The organism is Hydrogenophaga intermedia (genome assembly GCF_000723405.1).
Lineage (GTDB): Bacteria > Pseudomonadota > Gammaproteobacteria > Burkholderiales > Burkholderiaceae_C > Hydrogenophaga > Hydrogenophaga intermedia.
The window spans coordinates 114,518-130,745 of record NZ_CCAE010000002.1 but is presented as its reverse complement, the minus strand read 5'-3'; the positions used below and the strand labels follow the sequence as shown (position 1 = coordinate 130,745).

21 protein-coding genes are annotated in these 16,228 nt (G+C 67.2%); 2 read left to right on the top strand and 19 right to left on the bottom strand.

Annotation, left to right across the window (positions count from 1 at the left end; genetic code table 11):
• Positions 1 to 7 precede the first annotated feature (7 nt).
• A complete protein-coding gene (locus BN948_RS02070; protein WP_009516492.1) occupies positions 8 to 1,408 on the bottom strand; it encodes a cytochrome b in 1,401 nt (466 codons plus the stop codon).
• 50 nt (positions 1,409 to 1,458) lie between these two features.
• A complete protein-coding gene (gene petA, locus BN948_RS02065; protein ID WP_009516491.1) occupies positions 1,459 to 2,076 on the bottom strand; it encodes a ubiquinol-cytochrome c reductase iron-sulfur subunit in 618 nt (205 codons plus the stop codon).
• A gap of 162 nt (positions 2,077 to 2,238) precedes the next feature.
• On the opposite strand from petA, the gene mscL reads away from it, so the two are divergent.
• A complete protein-coding gene (gene mscL / locus BN948_RS02060; protein ID WP_009516490.1) occupies positions 2,239 to 2,661 on the top strand; it encodes a large conductance mechanosensitive channel protein MscL in 423 nt (140 codons plus the stop codon).
• 7 nt (positions 2,662 to 2,668) lie between these two features.
• On the opposite strand, the gene pdxA is transcribed toward mscL, so the two are convergent.
• On the bottom strand, positions 2,669 to 3,700 hold the full coding sequence (gene pdxA, locus BN948_RS02055) for a 4-hydroxythreonine-4-phosphate dehydrogenase PdxA (RefSeq protein ID WP_009516489.1): 1,032 nt from the start codon (positions 3,698 to 3,700) through the stop codon (positions 2,669 to 2,671).
• A complete protein-coding gene (locus BN948_RS02050) occupies positions 3,700 to 4,455 on the bottom strand; it encodes a Nif3-like dinuclear metal center hexameric protein (RefSeq protein ID WP_009516488.1) in 756 nt (251 codons plus the stop codon). Before BN948_RS02050 ends, pdxA begins: the two co-directional genes overlap by 1 nt.
• A 90-nt stretch (positions 4,456 to 4,545) precedes the next feature.
• Between BN948_RS02050 and BN948_RS02045 the strand changes: the two genes are divergently transcribed.
• Entirely contained in the window at positions 4,546 to 5,700 is a 1,155-nt protein-coding gene (locus tag BN948_RS02045) for a Do family serine endopeptidase (protein WP_009516487.1), read from the top strand.
• Positions 5,701 to 5,723: 23 nt separating this feature from the next.
• On the opposite strand, the gene tatC is transcribed toward BN948_RS02045, so the two are convergent.
• From tatC to murA, 15 genes are all read right to left on the bottom strand, one after another.
• Positions 5,724 to 6,521: a twin-arginine translocase subunit TatC gene (gene tatC / locus BN948_RS02040; RefSeq protein ID WP_009516486.1), complete on the bottom strand. Its 798-nt coding sequence runs from the start codon at positions 6,519 to 6,521 to the stop codon at positions 5,724 to 5,726.
• Positions 6,521 to 7,024: a Sec-independent protein translocase protein TatB gene (gene tatB / locus BN948_RS02035; protein WP_009516485.1), complete on the bottom strand. Its 504-nt coding sequence runs from the start codon at positions 7,022 to 7,024 to the stop codon at positions 6,521 to 6,523. The genes tatC and tatB overlap by 1 nt, the downstream gene beginning before the upstream one ends.
• Before the next feature lie 61 nt (positions 7,025 to 7,085).
• Complete coding sequence (gene tatA, locus BN948_RS02030; protein WP_009516484.1) at positions 7,086 to 7,331, bottom strand: Sec-independent protein translocase subunit TatA; 246 nt, start codon at positions 7,329 to 7,331, stop codon at positions 7,086 to 7,088.
• A 107-nt stretch (positions 7,332 to 7,438) separates the two neighbouring features.
• Positions 7,439 to 7,804, bottom strand: coding sequence for a histidine triad nucleotide-binding protein (locus BN948_RS02025; protein WP_009516483.1), 366 nt, complete (start codon positions 7,802 to 7,804; stop codon positions 7,439 to 7,441).
• 7 nt (positions 7,805 to 7,811) lie between these two features.
• Complete coding sequence (locus BN948_RS02020) at positions 7,812 to 8,201, bottom strand: DUF4870 family protein (RefSeq protein WP_009516482.1); 390 nt, start codon at positions 8,199 to 8,201, stop codon at positions 7,812 to 7,814.
• A gap of 4 nt (positions 8,202 to 8,205) precedes the next feature.
• Complete coding sequence (locus BN948_RS02015) at positions 8,206 to 8,574, bottom strand: phosphoribosyl-ATP diphosphatase (protein ID WP_009516481.1); 369 nt, start codon at positions 8,572 to 8,574, stop codon at positions 8,206 to 8,208.
• A 4-nt stretch (positions 8,575 to 8,578) separates the two neighbouring features.
• On the bottom strand, positions 8,579 to 8,968 hold the full coding sequence (hisI, locus tag BN948_RS02010) for a phosphoribosyl-AMP cyclohydrolase (RefSeq protein WP_009516480.1): 390 nt from the start codon (positions 8,966 to 8,968) through the stop codon (positions 8,579 to 8,581).
• Complete coding sequence (gene hisF, locus BN948_RS02005) at positions 8,968 to 9,729, bottom strand: imidazole glycerol phosphate synthase subunit HisF (protein ID WP_009516479.1); 762 nt, start codon at positions 9,727 to 9,729, stop codon at positions 8,968 to 8,970. The genes hisI and hisF overlap by 1 nt, the downstream gene beginning before the upstream one ends.
• Before the next feature lie 3 nt (positions 9,730 to 9,732).
• Entirely contained in the window at positions 9,733 to 10,473 is a 741-nt protein-coding gene (gene hisA, locus BN948_RS02000) for a 1-(5-phosphoribosyl)-5-[(5-phosphoribosylamino)methylideneamino]imidazole-4-carboxamide isomerase (RefSeq protein WP_009516478.1), read from the bottom strand.
• A 27-nt stretch (positions 10,474 to 10,500) separates the two neighbouring features.
• Positions 10,501 to 11,160: an imidazole glycerol phosphate synthase subunit HisH gene (gene hisH, locus BN948_RS01995; RefSeq protein WP_009516477.1), complete on the bottom strand. Its 660-nt coding sequence runs from the start codon at positions 11,158 to 11,160 to the stop codon at positions 10,501 to 10,503.
• A 19-nt stretch (positions 11,161 to 11,179) separates the two neighbouring features.
• Positions 11,180 to 11,809 carry an imidazoleglycerol-phosphate dehydratase HisB gene (gene hisB / locus BN948_RS01990; protein ID WP_009516476.1) on the bottom strand — a complete coding sequence of 210 codons (630 nt, stop codon included), beginning with the start codon at positions 11,807 to 11,809 and terminating at the stop codon, positions 11,180 to 11,182.
• Complete coding sequence (gene hisC, locus BN948_RS01985) at positions 11,806 to 12,906, bottom strand: histidinol-phosphate transaminase (RefSeq protein ID WP_009516475.1); 1,101 nt, start codon at positions 12,904 to 12,906, stop codon at positions 11,806 to 11,808. The genes hisB and hisC overlap by 4 nt, the downstream gene beginning before the upstream one ends.
• Positions 12,903 to 14,303 (bottom strand): histidinol dehydrogenase, encoded by a 1,401-nt coding sequence (gene hisD / locus BN948_RS01980; protein WP_009516474.1) that lies wholly within the window; start codon positions 14,301 to 14,303, stop codon positions 12,903 to 12,905. Before hisD ends, hisC begins: the two co-directional genes overlap by 4 nt.
• A complete protein-coding gene (gene hisG, locus BN948_RS01975; protein ID WP_009516473.1) occupies positions 14,300 to 14,947 on the bottom strand; it encodes an ATP phosphoribosyltransferase in 648 nt (215 codons plus the stop codon). The genes hisD and hisG overlap by 4 nt, the downstream gene beginning before the upstream one ends.
• Positions 14,944 to 16,224 carry a UDP-N-acetylglucosamine 1-carboxyvinyltransferase gene (murA, locus tag BN948_RS01970; RefSeq protein WP_009516472.1) on the bottom strand — a complete coding sequence of 427 codons (1,281 nt, stop codon included), beginning with the start codon at positions 16,222 to 16,224 and terminating at the stop codon, positions 14,944 to 14,946. Before murA ends, hisG begins: the two co-directional genes overlap by 4 nt.
• Positions 16,225 to 16,228 lie beyond the last annotated feature (4 nt).

Here is a 16,228-nt window from a genome sequence, read left to right as displayed (position 1 = left end):
CGTTGACTCAGTGCGGCTGGAAGGTCACCCGGTCGGGGACCGGTTTGAACTCACCGAGGCGGCTCCACCAAGGCATCAGCAGGAAGAAGCCGAAGTAAAACAGGGTACCCACCTGCGACACGCGCTCGCCGATCGGCGAAGGCGCCTGGATGCCCAGGTAGCCGAGCACGAAGAAGTTGATGACGAACACCGTGTAGAGCCACTTGTTCCAGCTCGGGCGGTAGCGGATCGACTTGACCGGGCTGTGGTCGAGCCAGGGCAGGAAGAACAGGATGATCACGGCAGCACCCATGACGATCACGCCCCAGAACTTGGCGTCGTAGGTCAGCATGGCGGCCGCGGCCAGCAAGGCGACGACCACGACCACGCCTTTGAGTGCGGCACTGAGGCGGGCCTTGATCACGCCGAACGCAGCAGCCAGCACCACGCAGGCCACCAGCACATACATGAACTCGGCGGTGATGGCGCGCAGCATCGAGTAGAACGGCGTGAAGTACCACACCGGCGCGATGTGCAGCGGGGTGGTCAACGGATCGGCCGGGATGAAGTTATTGAACTCCAGGAAGTAGCCGCCAAACTCGGGCGCGAAGAACACGATGGCCGAGAACACCATCAGGAACACGGCAACCCCCAGGATGTCGTGCACGGTGTAGTACGGGTGGAAGGGGATGCCGTCCACGGGCTTGCCCGCTGCGTCTTTGTTGGCCTTGATCTCCACGCCGTCGGGGTTGTTGGAACCCACTTCGTGAAGCGCGATGATGTGCGCCACCACCAGACCCAGCAGCACCAGCGGCACGGCGATGACGTGGAAGCTGAAGAAGCGGTTGAGCGTGGCGTCGCCCACCACGTAGTCGCCGCGGATCAGCAAGGCCAGGTCAGGACCGATGTAGGGAATGGCGGAGAACAGGTTCACGATCACCTGGGCGCCCCAGTAGGACATCTGGCCCCAGGGCAGCAGGTAGCCCATGAAGGCCTCTGCCATCAGGCACAGGAAAATCGCGCAGCCGAACACCCAGACCAGTTCGCGCGGCTTGCGGTAGCTGCCGTAGAGCAGACCGCGGAACATGTGCATGTACACCACGACGAAGAAGGCCGAGGCTCCGGTGGAGTGCATGTAACGGATCAGCCAGCCCCAGGGCACGTCGCGCATGATGTACTCGACCGAGGCGAAGGCCACGTTCGCATCGGGCTTGTAGTGCATCACCAGGAAGATGCCGGTGACGATCTGGATGACCAGCACCAGGAGGGCGAGCGAACCGAAGAAGTACCAGAAGTTGAAGTTCTTCGGCGCGTAGTACTCGGCCAGGTGCTCGTTGTAGAGCTTTGACAGCGGGAAGCGGTTGTCGACCCAGTTCAGCGCTTTCTGGCTCAGCGGGGCGTCGGGGGAGATTTCTTTGAATTCGGCCATGGCGTGCGTGCCTCGATGTTCTGTGGGTGTTCAGGCTCGATGGCGCGGCCTCAGGCCGGCTTGTCCTCGCCGATCAGCAGCATGTTGTCGGAAACGTAGTAATGCGGCGGGATCTCGAGGTTGTCGGGCGCGGGCTTGTTCTGGAACACGCGGCCGGCCAAATCGAAGGTGGAACCGTGGCAGGCGCAGAGGAAGCCGCCCTGCCAGTCGTCCGGCAGCGAGGGCTGCGGGCCGGGCGCGAATTTGTCGCCAGGCGAACAGCCCAGGTGGGTGCAGATGCCGATGGCCACGAGAATCTCGGGCTTGATCGAGCGGGTGCGGTTCTTCGCGTACTCGGGGGTGGGGAACGCCGTACGCTCGGAATTCGGGTCGGCGAGCTGTGCCTCGTCCTTTTCCAACGTGGCCAGTTGCGCCTCGGTGCGGCGCATCACCCACACCGGCTTGCCGCGCCACTCCACGACGCGCTTTTCGCCCGGGGCGATGGTCGAGACGTCCACCTCGACCGCAGCGCCAGCGGCCTTGGCGCGCTCGGAGGGCTGAAAGGAACTCACGAAGGGCACGGCGACTGCCGCGGCACCCACGCCACCCATGGCGCAGGAGGTGATCAGCCAGGTCCGGCGACTGTTGTCCACAGCGGCCTTGCCTTGGTTGGCGGGAGCTTCACTCATGGGGGACTTTCTCGTCTTGCGGGAGGAATCAGGGACAACCCGGCATTGTACTGGACCGTGTCAAGGGGTCAGATCGCGTTTTGCGCCTGCTCTGCCGTGGGCGCGCACGCCGGTTTCGCGTGTGACAATGCCCGCCCGACCAATACCCTCTGGAGGATGCGCATGGGCATGATGCAGGAGTTCAAGGAATTCGCCGTCAAGGGCAACGTCATCGACCTGGCCGTCGGCGTGATCATCGGCGGCGCGTTCGGCAAGATCGTCGGCTCGCTGGTGGACGACGTGATCATGCCGGTGGTGGGCCTGGTGTTCGGCAAGCTTGATTTCAGCAATCTGTTCGTGGTGCTGGGCTCGGCGCCCGAGGGCACCGCCCGCACCCTGGCGGCCATGAAGCAGGCCGGCGTGCCGGTGCTGGCCTACGGCAACTTCATCACCGTGGCGATCAACTTCGCCATCCTGGCCTTCATCATTTTCCTGATGGTCAAGCAAATCAACCGCCTCAAGCGCGAAACGCCACCTCCGCCTCCTGCAGCCGCGCCGGAAGACATCGTGCTGCTGCGCGAGATCCGGGACAGCCTGAAGAAGTAGGCTCCGCTCAAGCCGGACTGGCGGCCATCGCGGCGTCGATGGCCGCCAGCAGGCTGTCCGCACTGGCGCGGCCGGTGCCCGCGATGTCGAATGCGGTGCCGTGGTCGGGGCTGGTGCGCACGAAGGGCAGGCCCAGCGTGGTGTTCACGCCATGCTCCAGGCCCAGCAGCTTCACGGGGATGAGCCCCTGGTCGTGGTACATGGCCACGACCACGTCGAACGCGCCCTGGCGCGCCCGCATGAACACCGTGTCGGGCGGGTGAGGTCCGCTGGCCTCGATGCCCAGATCGCGCGCGGCCCGCACGGCGGGCCCGATCACCTCGATCTCCTCGCACCCGAACAGACCGCCCTCCCCCGCGTGCGGGTTGAGCCCCGCCACGGCAATGCGCGGCCGAGCCAGCCCGGTGCGGCGGAAGTGGGTATCGGCGATGCGGACCGTCTCAAGTACACCCTCGGTGGTCACCGCGGCCAGGGCCTCGCGCAGCGGCACGTGGATGCTCACCAACACCGTGGCCAGGCCCGGTGCGCTGAGCATCATGCGCACGGGCAAGGCCTCCACCGGCACACCTCGGTGTTGGGCCGCGAGGGCCTGCAGCAACTCGGTGTGACCCGGATAGGGCTCGCCGGCCGCGGCGAGCGCCTCCTTGTGGATGGGCGCCGTGACCAAGGCGCGCGCGCGGCCGTCCAGCGCCAGCTGCGCTCCGAGCCGGATGGCGGCGGCGGCGGCGTGGCCGGCCACGGCGCTCACCTGCCCCCACGGCGGCGGCGCCAGCGCCTCGCCGGCCTGCAGCACCCCCACAGCGCCGCGCGGCAGGCCAGCCCATTGCGCCGGTTCGTCCAGCCCGGCTAGCACGAGGCCACCCTCGGCCGAATCGGGCGCCACGCCACCCAGGCGCGCCGCGCGCCGCAGCGTGGCCATGTCGCCCACCACCACCACCTCGCGCCGCAACGCGGGCCGCTCGCGCAGAGCGCGCATCACGATCTCGGGGCCGATCCCCGCGGGATCGCCCATGCTGATCAGGACCGGTCGACTTGCCATCACGCGGGGTTGGGAATGTCGATGAAGCGGTGCTCGACGCCGAGCGCTGACGCCACGTGGGCAGCAACGGCTGGCGCACCGTAGCGTTCGCTGGCGTGGTGGCCGCAGGCCAGGTAGGCCACGCCGCACTCGCGCGCATAGTGCGCCTGGGGCTCGGAAATCTCGCCCGTGATGAAGGCGTCGACGCCGGCCGCGATGGCGGCCTCGAAGTAGCCCTGCGCCCCCCCCGTGCACAGGCCGATGCGCCGCACCACACGACCCGGTGGGTTCACCAGCGTGACCGGACGACCCAGCGCCCGCTCCACGTGGGTCGCCAGGGTCTCGGCGGGCTCAGCCGGGCGCTGGCCCACGAAGCCGAGCGCCTGCTCCCCGAAGCGTGCACCCTCTTCGAGCGCGATGCCCAGCACCTTGGCGAGCTGGGCGTTGTTCCCCAGCGTGGGGTGTGCGTCCAGCGGCAGGTGGTAGGCGATCAGGTTGATGTCGTGCGCCAGCAGCCGCGACAAGCGCTGCTTCATCCAGCCCGTCACCCGCCCGTCCTGGCCGCGCCAGAACAAGCCGTGGTGCACGAAGATGGTGTCCGCTTTCGCCTCGATCGCAGCCTCGATCAGCGCCAGACTGGCCGTCACGCCGCTGATCAGCCGGCGGATCTCCTGGCGGCCCTCCACCTGCAGCCCGTTGGGCCCGTAGTCCTTGAACTGAGCGGGTTGCAGCAGGGTGTCGAAGGCGTGAACCAGCGTGTTTCGGCTTGTGCTCATGGGGGTGGTGGCTTGAAAACGGCATTCTGACAGCCACATCTGCACCAGCCGAATGCGGGACAATTCCACTCTTTCCTTCGCCGATCTCTCATGAAACGACTCTGGCTCGTGTTTGCCCAAACCGTCACCGTGCTGGTGGCGGTGTTCTTCGTGGTGGCCACGCTGCAGCCGCAGTGGCTGGGCCGGCGCTCTTTGCCATCGGTGGTGCCGGTTTTCGAGGCGCCCACCAGCGCTTCGTCCCCCGCCGACCCGGGCACCCTGAGCCTTCGCGCGGCCGCCAAGACCGCCTCGCCAGCGGTGGTGAGCATCAACACAAGCAAGGCGCCGGCCAACAACCCGCACAGCGTCGATCCCTGGTTCCGCTTCTTCTTCGGCGATCAGCTCAACAATCAGCCGCAGACCGGACTGGGTTCGGGCGTCATCGTCAGCCCGGCGGGCTACGTACTCACCAACAATCACGTCGTCGAGGAAGCCGACGAGATCCAGGTGACCCTCAACGATGGCCGCCAGACCGTGGCCAAGGTCATCGGCACCGACCCGGAAACCGACCTCGCGGTGCTGAAGGTCGAACTGACCGACCTGCCCGTCATCACGCTGGGCAACTCCGACGCACTCGAGATCGGCGATCCGCTGCTGGCGATCGGCAACCCCTTCGGCGTGGGCCAGACCGTCACCAGTGGCATCGTCAGTGCCTTGGGCCGCACACAACTGGGCATCAACACCTTCGAGAATTTCATCCAGACCGACGCGGCCATCAACCCGGGCAACTCGGGCGGCGCCTTGGTGGACGTGCAAGGCCACCTGATGGGCATCAACACCGCCATTTACTCACGCTCGGGCGGCTCCATGGGCATCGGCTTCGCCATTCCCACGTCCACCGCGCGCAGCGTGATGGAAGCCATCGTCAAGGAGGGCAAAGTCACGCGCGGCTGGATCGGCGTGGAACCGCAGGACCTGACGCCCGAACTGGCCGAGAGCTTTGGCGTGGGCACGCGCAGCGGCGTCATCATCACCGGCGTGTTGCAGAACGGCCCCGCCGTGCAGGCCGGCATCCGCCCGGGCGACGTCATCACGGCGGTCAAGGGCCAGGAGGTCAGGAACGTACCGCAGCTGCTGGCGGCCGTGGCGGCGCTGCCGCCCGGTGAAAAGGCCCGCCTCGACGTATTGCGGCGAGACGCCTCGATGCAGATCGATGTGACGCCGGGCCGGCGCAACCTCACTCAGCAGGCCGCCAACCGCCGCTGAACTTGCCCCCCCGGCGGGCAGGTTCAGGAGGCGGTCTTTTCGCCTTCGCCCTCTTCGTCCTCGGACCGCGTGCGCTTGATGAAGACCTGGGCACCCCAGATACCGGCCTCGTAGAGCACGCACATCGGCACCGCCAGCGCCAGCTGCGAGATCACGTCGGGCGGCGTAATGACGGCCGCGATGATGAACGAGATGACGATGAAGTAGCCACGGAAATCCTTGAGCTTCTGCACCGACACCATGCCCATCTTGACCAGCAGCACGACCACGATGGGCACCTGGAAGGCCAGGCCGAAGGCCAGGTACAGGCCCAGGATGGCCTCCACATAGGACGCTATGTCGGGCGTGGCGGCCACGCTGGCGGGCGTGAACTTCTGGATGAAGCCGAACATCTTGTCGAGCACGAAGAACTGCACGAACGCAATGCCCGCATAGGCCAGCAGGCTGCCGAGGAAGATGAGCGGCACGGCGAAGCGCTTCTCGTGGCTGTAGAGCCCCGGCGCGATGAACGACCACAGCTGGTACATCCACCACGGCAGCGACAGCAGCACCGCGGCCATGGCCAAGACCTTCAGCGGCACGAAGAAGGGCGAGAACACGCCCACGGCGATCAGCCGCGCGTCGGGCGGCATGTGGGCGCGAATGGGGATGGCGATCAGGTCGATCAGGCCACTGGGGCCGGGCCAGAAGGCCAGGATGGCCATGCACACCGCCAGGCCGATCACGCTGTAGAGCAGGCGGTCGCGCAGCTCCATCAGGTGCTGCACGAAGGGCTGTTCGGTACCGGCGAGCTCGTCGTCGGAGTCGGGCTTGTTGGACATCAGCGAGACGGGTTGGACGGGCGCGGGCGGAATCGGGCCACGCGCGCGGCCCCCGACTGGGTGCGGGTGCGCACACCCGTGCGCGCCTTGAACCACTGCGGCACCGCCTTCTGCTTGAGGCGGAAGTTCTTCTTGGGGCGCGTGTAGACCGGATACACCGGCTGCCCGATGGACCGCATCACGTCCGCCTCGGTCGGCTCGCGCAGCGTGTCGCCCTCGAGTCCGGCCGTGGCGTCGGACCAGGACTTCTCGAACTCATTGGTGGTGTCCTGCACCGACGACTGCACGTCGCGCGCGGCGGTCTCCACCGAGTCCTTCATCTTCTTAAGCTCTTCGAGCTCCATGGACCGATTGACCTCGGCCTTGACGTCGGCCACGTAGCGCTGGGCCTTGCCCAGCAAGGCACCCACCGTGCGCGCTACGCGCGGCAGTTTCTCGGGGCCGATGACGACGAGTGCCACCGCCCCGATAAGGGCCAACTTGGATATGCCGAGATCGATCATGGATCAGCCAAGGTCACCAGTCGCGCGCGGGTCGCACGCAGCGCCGCGGGGGTGATTCACGTCAGCTTTTCTGCTTGGCTTCAACGTCGATCGTGCCCTTGTCGGCCGCGCTGTTCTGCGCGACCTGGGGAGCGGGGGTGGCGGTGGCATCAGAGGGCGCGTTCTGACCACCCTCCTTCATGCCGTCCTTGAAACCCTTGACGGCGCCGCCCAGGTCGGAGCCGATGTTCTTGAGTTTCTTGGTGCCGAACACCATGACCACGATGAGCAGCACGATGAGCCAGTGCCAGATGGAAAACGTACCCATGTCAATCTCCAGAGAGGTGGGGTGAGCGCACGCGCAATGCTGGGATTCTAAGCCGCGGGCCTGGGTTCAACCGGTTGTCCCGGTTATGACGCCAAGGGCCGGATGGATCAGCCCTTGGCCCAGGGGCGGGGACCGCCGATCACGTGAATGTGCAGGTGGTGGACCTCCTGCCCGCCCTCTTGCCCCGTGTTGCACACGATGCGAAATCCGCCCTCGGGATAGGGGTTGCAGCCCTGCTCCATCGCCAGTTTCGGGGCGAGGGTGAGCAGGCGGCCCATCAGGCGCTCGTGCTCGGGGCCGACCTGTGCCATGGACGGAATGTGGACCTTGGGCACCATGAGGAAGTGCACGGGCGCCCAGGGGTGGATGTCGTGGAAGGCGAACAGGTCCTCGTCCTCGTACACCTTGCGGGACGGGATCTGGCCGGCAACGATCTTGCAAAAGATGCAGTTGGGGTCGTGCTGAGCGCTCATGGAGGTCTTATTGCGGCATGGGGCGGTTGGCGTTCATGTTCACCATGCCCCGGACGATGCGGTAGAGGAACCAGATCGAGATCAGGCACCAGGCGATCCAGCCCGGCACGAAAAGCAGCAGCCACAGCGGAATGGTGACCACGTACAGGATGGCCGCCCAGATGACCGAGCGGATGCGCCAGGAGAAGTGGCTGGCCTGCCAGGTGCCAACAGCCTCGTCCCGTTTCACCAGATCGATGATCAGCGCCACGATGAGCAGCGCGATGCCTGGCTGCGCCGACGGCAACACCGCGCCCACCGCGACGATGAGGTGCAGGATGTAACTGAGCCAGCCCACGCTCTTGAGCGACTGGGCTTTCTCGTTGTCGGTGGTTTCCACATCGATCACGTCGCTCATGGTCTCACTCCTTCGCTTCGCGTTCGCGCACCTTGCGCAAGGCCTTCTCTTCCAGACCACTCAGACCCTCGCGGCGCACCAACTCGGCCACCACATCGGCCGGCGTCAGGCCGAAGTGGGCCAGGGCGATCATGCTGTGGAACCACAGATCGGCGGTCTCGTTCACCAGCTTCTGCCGGTCGGCGCCGCCGTGCTCCAGGTCCTTGGCGGCCATCACGGCCTCGGTGGCCTCCTCACCAATCTTCTTGAGAAAGGCCTCTGGGCCCTTGTGCAGCAGGCGCGCGACGTAGCTCTTCTCTGGATCGCCGCCGTTCGCCGGCTTGCGGCTCTCGATCACGGCGGCCAGCCTGGCCAGGTCGTCGGTGCTGCTCATAAAACTATCTGTAGATGGATTCAGGGTCTTTCAAGACCGGTTCCACGGTGACCCATTGGCCATTCTCGTGGCGTTGGAAGAAGCAACTGTGTCGGCCCGTGTGACAGGCGATGCTGGGGTCGTGCCCAAGTTGCGTCACCTTCAGCAGCACCACGTCGTTGTCGCAGTCCAGGCGGATGTCGTGCACGGTCTGCACGTGGCCGGACTCTTCACCCTTGAACCAGAGCTTGCCACGCGAACGGCTGAAATACACGGCACGCCCCAGCTCGGCCGTCTTCTGCAGCGCCTCGCGGTTCATCCACGCGAACATCAGCACGTCGCCCGTGGCGGCTTCTTGCGCGATCACGGGCACCAGTCCCTGGTCGTCCCATTTCACAGCGTCGAGCCAGTCCATCACAACCTCACCGGAATGCCGCGCGCGGCCATGCGGGCCTTGGCCTGCGCGACCGTGTATTCGCCATAGTGGAAGATGCTGGCGGCCAGCACCGCATCGGCACCGCCCTGTTGCACACCGTCAGCCAGGTGGTCCAGATTGCCCACGCCACCCGAGGCGATCACGGGCACGTTCACCGCATCGCTCACCGCGCGCGTGAGCGCCAGATCGAAGCCCGACTTGGTGCCGTCGCGGTCCATGCTGGTAAGCAGGATCTCGCCGGCGCCGAAATCGGCCATCTGCTTCGCCCATGCCACGGCGTCCAGGCCGGTGTTCTTTCGCCCGCCGTGGCTGTAGACATCCCAACCCTCACCGTCGGCGCGGCGCTTGGCGTCGATGGCCACCACGATGCACTGCGCGCCGTACTTGTCGGATGCCTCGCGGATGACCTGCGGGTTGGCGATGGCGGCGGAGTTGAAACTCGTCTTGTCGGCGCCCGCGTTGAGCAGGCGGCGCACGTCGTCCACCGTGCGCACGCCGCCGCCCACGGTGAGGGGGATGAACACCTGCGAGGCCACGGCCTCGATGATGGGCAGGATCAGGTCGCGGCCATCGCTGGTGGCCGTGATGTCGAGGAAGGTGAGTTCGTCGGCCCCCTGCTCGTTGTAGCGGGCCGCAATTTCCACCGGATCACCCGCGTCGCGCAGTTCGACGAAGTTGACGCCCTTGACGACACGGCCACCGGTGACATCGAGGCAGGGAATGATCCGTTTGGCGAGCATGCCTTATCCGTTCAGTTCGTCCGCGAGCTTCTGCGCGGCCTCGAAATCCAGGTCGCCGCTGTAGATGGAGCGTCCGCAGATCACGCCCTCCACGCCCTCGTCCTCGACCGCGCAGAGCTTGCGGATGTCGTCGAGGTTGGACAGGCCACCCGAGGCGATGACGGGAATGGACAGCGACTGCGCGAGCTTGACCGTGGCCTCGATGTTGATGCCGCTGAGCATGCCGTCGCGACCGATGTCGGTGTAGACAATGGACTCGACGCCGTAGTCCTCGAATTTCTTGCCGAGATCGACCACCTCGTGTCCGGTGAGTTTGCTCCAGCCATCGGTGGCAACTTTGCCGTCCTTGGCATCCAGGCCCACGATGATGTGGCCGCCGAAGGCCGTGCAGGCGTCCTGCAGGAAGCCGGGGTTCTTCACGGCCGCGGTGCCGATGATCACGTAGCGCAGGCCGGCGTCGAGGTAGCGCTCGATGGTGTCGAGGTCGCGGATGCCGCCGCCGAGCTGCACGTCCACCTCACTGCCGATTTCCTTGAGGATGGCGCGGATGGCTTGCTCGTTCTTGGGCTTGCCCGCGAATGCGCCGTTCAGATCGACCAGATGCACGCGGCGCGCGCCCTTGTCGACCCAGTTGCGCGCCATGGCGGCCGGGTCCTCACTGAACACAGTGGATTGGTCCATGTCGCCCTGTTTGAGGCGAACGCAGTGGCCGTCCTTGAGGTCGATGGCGGGAATCAGCAGCATGGTCGTGGGCGGGCGCGAAGGCGCGGCTCAGGGGGTCCAGTGGAGGAAGTTGCGGTAGAGCGCGAGACCTTGGTCCGCGCTCTTCTCGGGGTGGAACTGGGTCGCAAAAATGTTATCGCGCGCCACCGCGGCTGCAAAGCGGCCACCGTAGTCCGCTTCGCCAACCACATGCTCGGGCCGTTCGGGCCGCGCGTAGTAACTGTGCACGAAATAGAAGTACGCACCGTCATCGATGCCCGCCCACAAAGGGTGCACGGCGCGCCCCAGCTCGTGGAACACGCGGTTCCAGCCCATCTGCGGCACCTTGTAGCGGCTGCCGTCGGGCTGATGCCGGCCCTCGAGTTCGAAGCGTTTCACCTGCCCGGGGATGAGGCCCAGGCCCTCGGTGGGGCCTTCGTCGCTGCGGTCGAGCAGCATCTGCATGCCCACGCAGACGCCGAACAGGGGCTTGTTCGCACAGGCGTGCATCACCGCGTCCTTCAGGCCAGAGGCGGCCAGCGCGCGCATGCAGTCCCCCATATGCCCCTGACCGGGCAAGACCACGCGCTCGGCGGCCATCACCTCATCGGCGCGCTGGGTCACGATGACGTCCACCCCACTGCCCTGCGCGGCGTGCAGCACCGCCTGGGAAACCGAGCGCAGGTTTCCGCTCTCGTAGTCGACGACGGCGACCGTCCTGGCTTTCATCACGCGGGAAACGAGGGGTTCAGAGCGAACCTTTGGTGGAGGGGATCGCGTCGCCCAGGCGCGGGTCGCGCTCAAGGGCAAAACGCACGGCGCGCGCGAAGGCCTTGAACACCGTCTCGGCCTGGTGGTGCGCGTTCTCGCCGTGCAGGTTGTCCACGTGCAGCGTGACGCCCGCGTGGTTGACGAATCCCTGGAAAAATTCGTAAGTGAGCTGGGTGTCGAAGGCGCCGATCATGCCGGCCTTGAAGGGCACGCGCATGTGCAGGCCGGGGCGGCCGGAGAAGTCGATCACCACGCGCGAGAGCGCCTCGTCGAGCGGCACGTAGGCGTGGCCGTAGCGGCGGATGCCTTTCTTGTCGCCCACGGCCTGCGCGAACGCCTGGCCCAGGGTGATGCCCACGTCTTCCACGGTGTGGTGGCCGTCGATGTGCAGGTCGCCCTTGGCGATGATCTCCAGGTCGATCAGCCCGTGGCGGGCGATCTGGTCAAGCATGTGGTCGAAGAACCCGATGCCGGTGGACAGCACGGCCACGCCGGCGCCGTCGAGGTTGATGCGCACACCGATCTGGGTCTCGTTGGTGTTGCGCTGCACCTGGGCGGCGCGGTCATTGGGGCCCGGGACGGGGAAAACGGGCGTGGTCGAGGTCATAGGGCGGTTTGCAGGGCCTGGATGAGCCGGGCGTTCTCGTCGGGCGTGCCCACGGTGAGCCGCAGGCATTGGGCCAGCAGCGGGTGCATTTTAGAAACATTCTTCACGAGCACGCCCTGGGCCTTGAGGCCGTCGAAGGCGCGCTGCGCGTCGGGCACGCGCGCGAGCACCATGTTGGCCTCGCTCGGGAAGGGCATGACGCCTGGCAGCCGCGCCAGCGCGGCCAACAGGGCCTCTCGCTGCTCGCAGATCACGGCCGCCTGTTGCGCGAACACCTCGGCGTGTTCCAGCGCGAACAGCGCGCACTCGGCGTTGAGCGCGCTCACGTTGTACGGCGGGCGCAGCTTGTCCACCTCGTGAACCAGCGCCGCCGGGCCCACCAGATAGCCGATGCGCACGCCCGCCAGGCCGAACTTGGAGAGCGTGCGCATGAGCAGCACGTGCGCGTTGGCCTCGGGCCGGGCGCGCATCTCGTCAAGCCAGGTGTGGCTGGAGAAGGGCTGGTAGGCCTCGTCCACCACCACCAGGCCGCCGAAGGTGGCGGCCTCGGCGATGAGGCGGCGCATGACGGCCGGGTCGAAGCGGTTGGCCGTGGGGTTGTTCGGGTAAGCCAGGTAGGTGATGGCCGGGCGGTGCGCGCGCATCGCGGCCAGCAGGGCGGGCTCGTCGAGCTCGAAATGGGCGGTGAGCGGCACGCCATGGAAGGCCAGGCCCTGCAACTGCGCGCTCATGGCGTACATCACGAAGCCGGGCACGGGCGCGAGCACGCTGGCGCCAGGCAGGTCGCAGCCCATGGCCAGCAGCGAGATGAGTTCGTCGGAGCCGTTGCCCAGCATCAGCGCGTGGCCGGCGGGCAGGTCGACAAAACGCTCCAGCGCATGCTTGAGTTCATCGACACGCGCGCCGGGGTAGCGGTTGATGGCGACGGCGCCCAGGCGCCGGCCCAACTCGGCCTGCAACGCGGGCGGCAGCGCGAAGGGGTTCTCCATCGCGTCGAGCTTGAGCATGCCGGCCGAGTCCTGGATGGCGTAGGCCTGCATGGACTGGATGTCCTGGCGGATGCGCGCCAGCGGCTGGGGTTTGAGGGCGCTGTTCATCGCGGCGTGCCTCGCATCGGCGGGATGGTGGGCAGGCGCAACTCGGCCGCGCGCGCGTGCGCCTGCAGGCCCTCACCGTAGGCCAGCTCGGCGGCCACGGTGCCCAGGGTCTGCGCGCCCCGCTCGCTCACCTCGATCAGGCTGCTGCGCTTCTGGAAGTCGTAGACACCCAGCGGCGAGGAAAAGCGCGCGGTGCCGCTGGTGGGCAGGACGTGGTTGGGGCCGGCGCAGTAGTCGCCCAGGCTTTCGCTGGTGTAGGCGCCCAGGAAGATGGCGCCGGCATGCTTGAGCAGCGGCTCCCAGCGGTGCGGCTCGGCGCTGGACACCTCCAGGTGCTCGGGCGCGATGCGGTTGCTGATGGCGCAAGCCTCGTCCATGTCGCGCGTGAGAATGAGCGCGCCGCGGTCGTTGAGGCTCTTGGCGATGATGGCCGCGCGCGGCATGGTGGGCAGCAGGCGGTCGATCGCGGCCTGCACGGCGTCGATGTAGGCGGCGTCGGGGCACAGCAGGATGCTCTGCGCCAGCTCGTCGTGCTCGGCCTGGCTGAACAGGTCCATGGCCACCCAGTCGGCCGGCGTGCTGCCATCGGCCAGCACCAGGATCTCGCTCGGGCCCGCGATCATGTCGATGCCCACGGTGCCGAACACGCGCTTCTTGGCGCTGGCCACATAGGCGTTGCCGGGGCCGGTGATCTTGTCGACCTTGGGCACGGTGGCCGTGCCGTAGGCCAGCGCGGCCACGGCCTGGGCGCCGCCGATGGTGAAGGCGCGCGTGACGCCGGCCACGTAAGCCGCCGCGAGCACGAGTTCGTTGCGTTCGCCGCGGGTGGCGGTGGCGGCGCCGTTGCCGCCTTCCACGCCACCGGTGGCCACGCTGCCGCGCACGGGCGTGGGCACCACCATCACGATCTCGGGCACGCCGGCCACGTGCGCGGGCACGGCGTTCATGATCAGGCTGGACGGGTAGGCCGCCTTGCCGCCCGGCACGTAGATGCCCACGCGGTCCAGCGGCGTGACTTTCTGGCCCAGCAGGGTGCCGTCCTCGTCGCGGTAGCTCCAGCTCTCGCCGTTGGCCTTCTTCTGCGCTTCGTGGTAGCGGCGCACGCGTGCAGTGGCTGCCTGCAGGGCCTCGCGCTGGGCGACGGGCAAGGCGTCGAAGGCGGCCTTGAAGTCGGCCTGGGTGAGTTCAAGTTCGCTCACGCTGGCGGCCTGCAGGCCATCGAAGCGCGCGGTGTACGCCAGCACCGCCGCGTCGCCGCGCTTCTGCACGTCGGCCAGGATGTCGGCCACCCGTTGCTCGATCGCGTGATCCGTCTCGCTCGACCAATGCAGGCGCTGCGCGAAGCGCGCCTCGAAATCGGGCTGGGCGGTGGACAGGCGAAGGGGCTGGGCGTTCATGCGGGGGTGGGAACAATGGCGCCGGCGAAGGCGTCGATGAGCGGGCGCAGGCGCGCCTGTTTGAGTTTGAGGGCCGCCTGGTTCACCACCAGGCGCGAGCTGATGTCCATGATGCGCTCGACCTCGACGAGGTGGTTGGCCTTGAGCGTGTTGCCGGTGGACACCAGGTCGACGATGGCGTCGGCCAGGCCGGTGAGCGGCGCGAGTTCCATGCTGCCGTAGAGCTTGATCAGGTCCACGTGCACGCCCTTGCTGGCGAAGAACTCGCGCGCGATGGTGGTGTACTTGGTGGCCACGCGCAGGCGCGAGCCCTGGCGCACAGCCGAGGCATAGTCGAAGTCGGCGCGCACGGCCACGCTGACGCGGCATCGGGCGATGTTGAGGTCCAGCGGCTGGTACAGGCCCTGGCCGCCGTGTTCGATGAGCGTGTCCTTGCCAGTGACGCCAAGGTCGGCGCCGCCGTTTTCGACGTAGGTGGGCACGTCGGTGGCGCGCACCAGCACCACGCGCACGTCGCTCTGGTTGGTCGGCAGGATGAGCTTGCGCGACTTCTCCGGGTCCTCGAGCACCTCGATGCCGGCCGCTCGCAGCAGCGGCAGGGTCTCATCGAAGATGCGGCCTTTGGACAGGGCAAGCGTGATCACTTGATTCTTTCGATGTCGGCACCAATGGCGCGCAGCTTCACTTCCATCTGGTCGTAGCCGCGGTCCAGGTGGTAGATGCGATCGACGATGGTCTCGCCATCGGCCACCAGTCCGGCGATCACCAGGCTGGCCGAGGCGCGCAGGTCGGTGGCCATCACGGTGGCGCCGGACAGGCGCTGCACGCCCTCCACCATCGCCACCTTGCCCTCGGTCTGGATGCGCGCGCCCAGGCGCACCAGTTCATTCACGTGCATGAAGCGGTTTTCGAAGATGGTCTCCGTCACCTTGCTCGTGCCCTCGGCGACGCAGTTGACGGTCATGAACTGCGCCTGCATGTCGGTGGGAAAGCCCGGGTACTCGGTGGTGCGGAAGCTCTGCGCCTTCATGCGGCCCGAGGCGCGAATGCGGATGAAAGGGCCGGCGGCGTTGGCGCCCGCCTCGATCTCGGCGCCGGCCTCGGTGAGTTTGTCGATCACCGCGTCCAGGTGGTCGGCGCGGCCGCAGCGCAGCAGCACGTCACCGCCGGTGGCGGCCACGGCGCACAGGAAGGTACCGGCCTCGATGCGGTCGGCCACCACCTGGTGATCGCAGCCCTGCAGGCGATCCACGCCCTGCACGTGGATGCGGCTGGTGCCATGTCCCTCGATCTTCGCGCCCATGCGGATGAGCATCTCGGCCAGGTCGGTCACCTCGGGCTCCTGCGCGGCGTTCTCCAGCAGGGTCTCGCCCTGGGCCAGGGCCGCGGCCATCAGGAAGTTCTCTGTGCCGGTGACGGTGACCATGTCGGTGGCGATGCGCGCGCCGTGCAGGCGCGAGCGGCCCTGGGGCAGGCGAGCCTCCATGTAGCCGTGTTCGACCGAGATCTCGGCGCCCATGGCCTGCATGCCCTTGATGTGCTGATCCACCGGGCGAGAGCCGATGGCGCAGCCACCTGGCAGCGACACACGAGCGCGCCCGAAGCGGGCGAGCAGCGGGCCCAGCACCAGCACCGATGCGCGCATGGTCTTCACCAGGTCGTACGGCGCCTCGGCCCGCAGGCCATCGGGCGCCTGAAGGCGGATGCCACCGCGCTCACCCAGCGTGTCGGTGCGCACGCCCATGTTGTTCAGCAACTGCCGCATGGTCGCCACGTCACGCAGGCGCGGCACATTGGTCAACGTCACGGCCTCGTTGGTCAGCAAGGCGGCGCACAGTTCGGGCAGCGCAGCGTTCTTGGCGCCGGAAATCGGCACCTCGCCGCTGAGCTTTCGCCCCCCGCGGATCAGCAGTTTGTCCATGGTG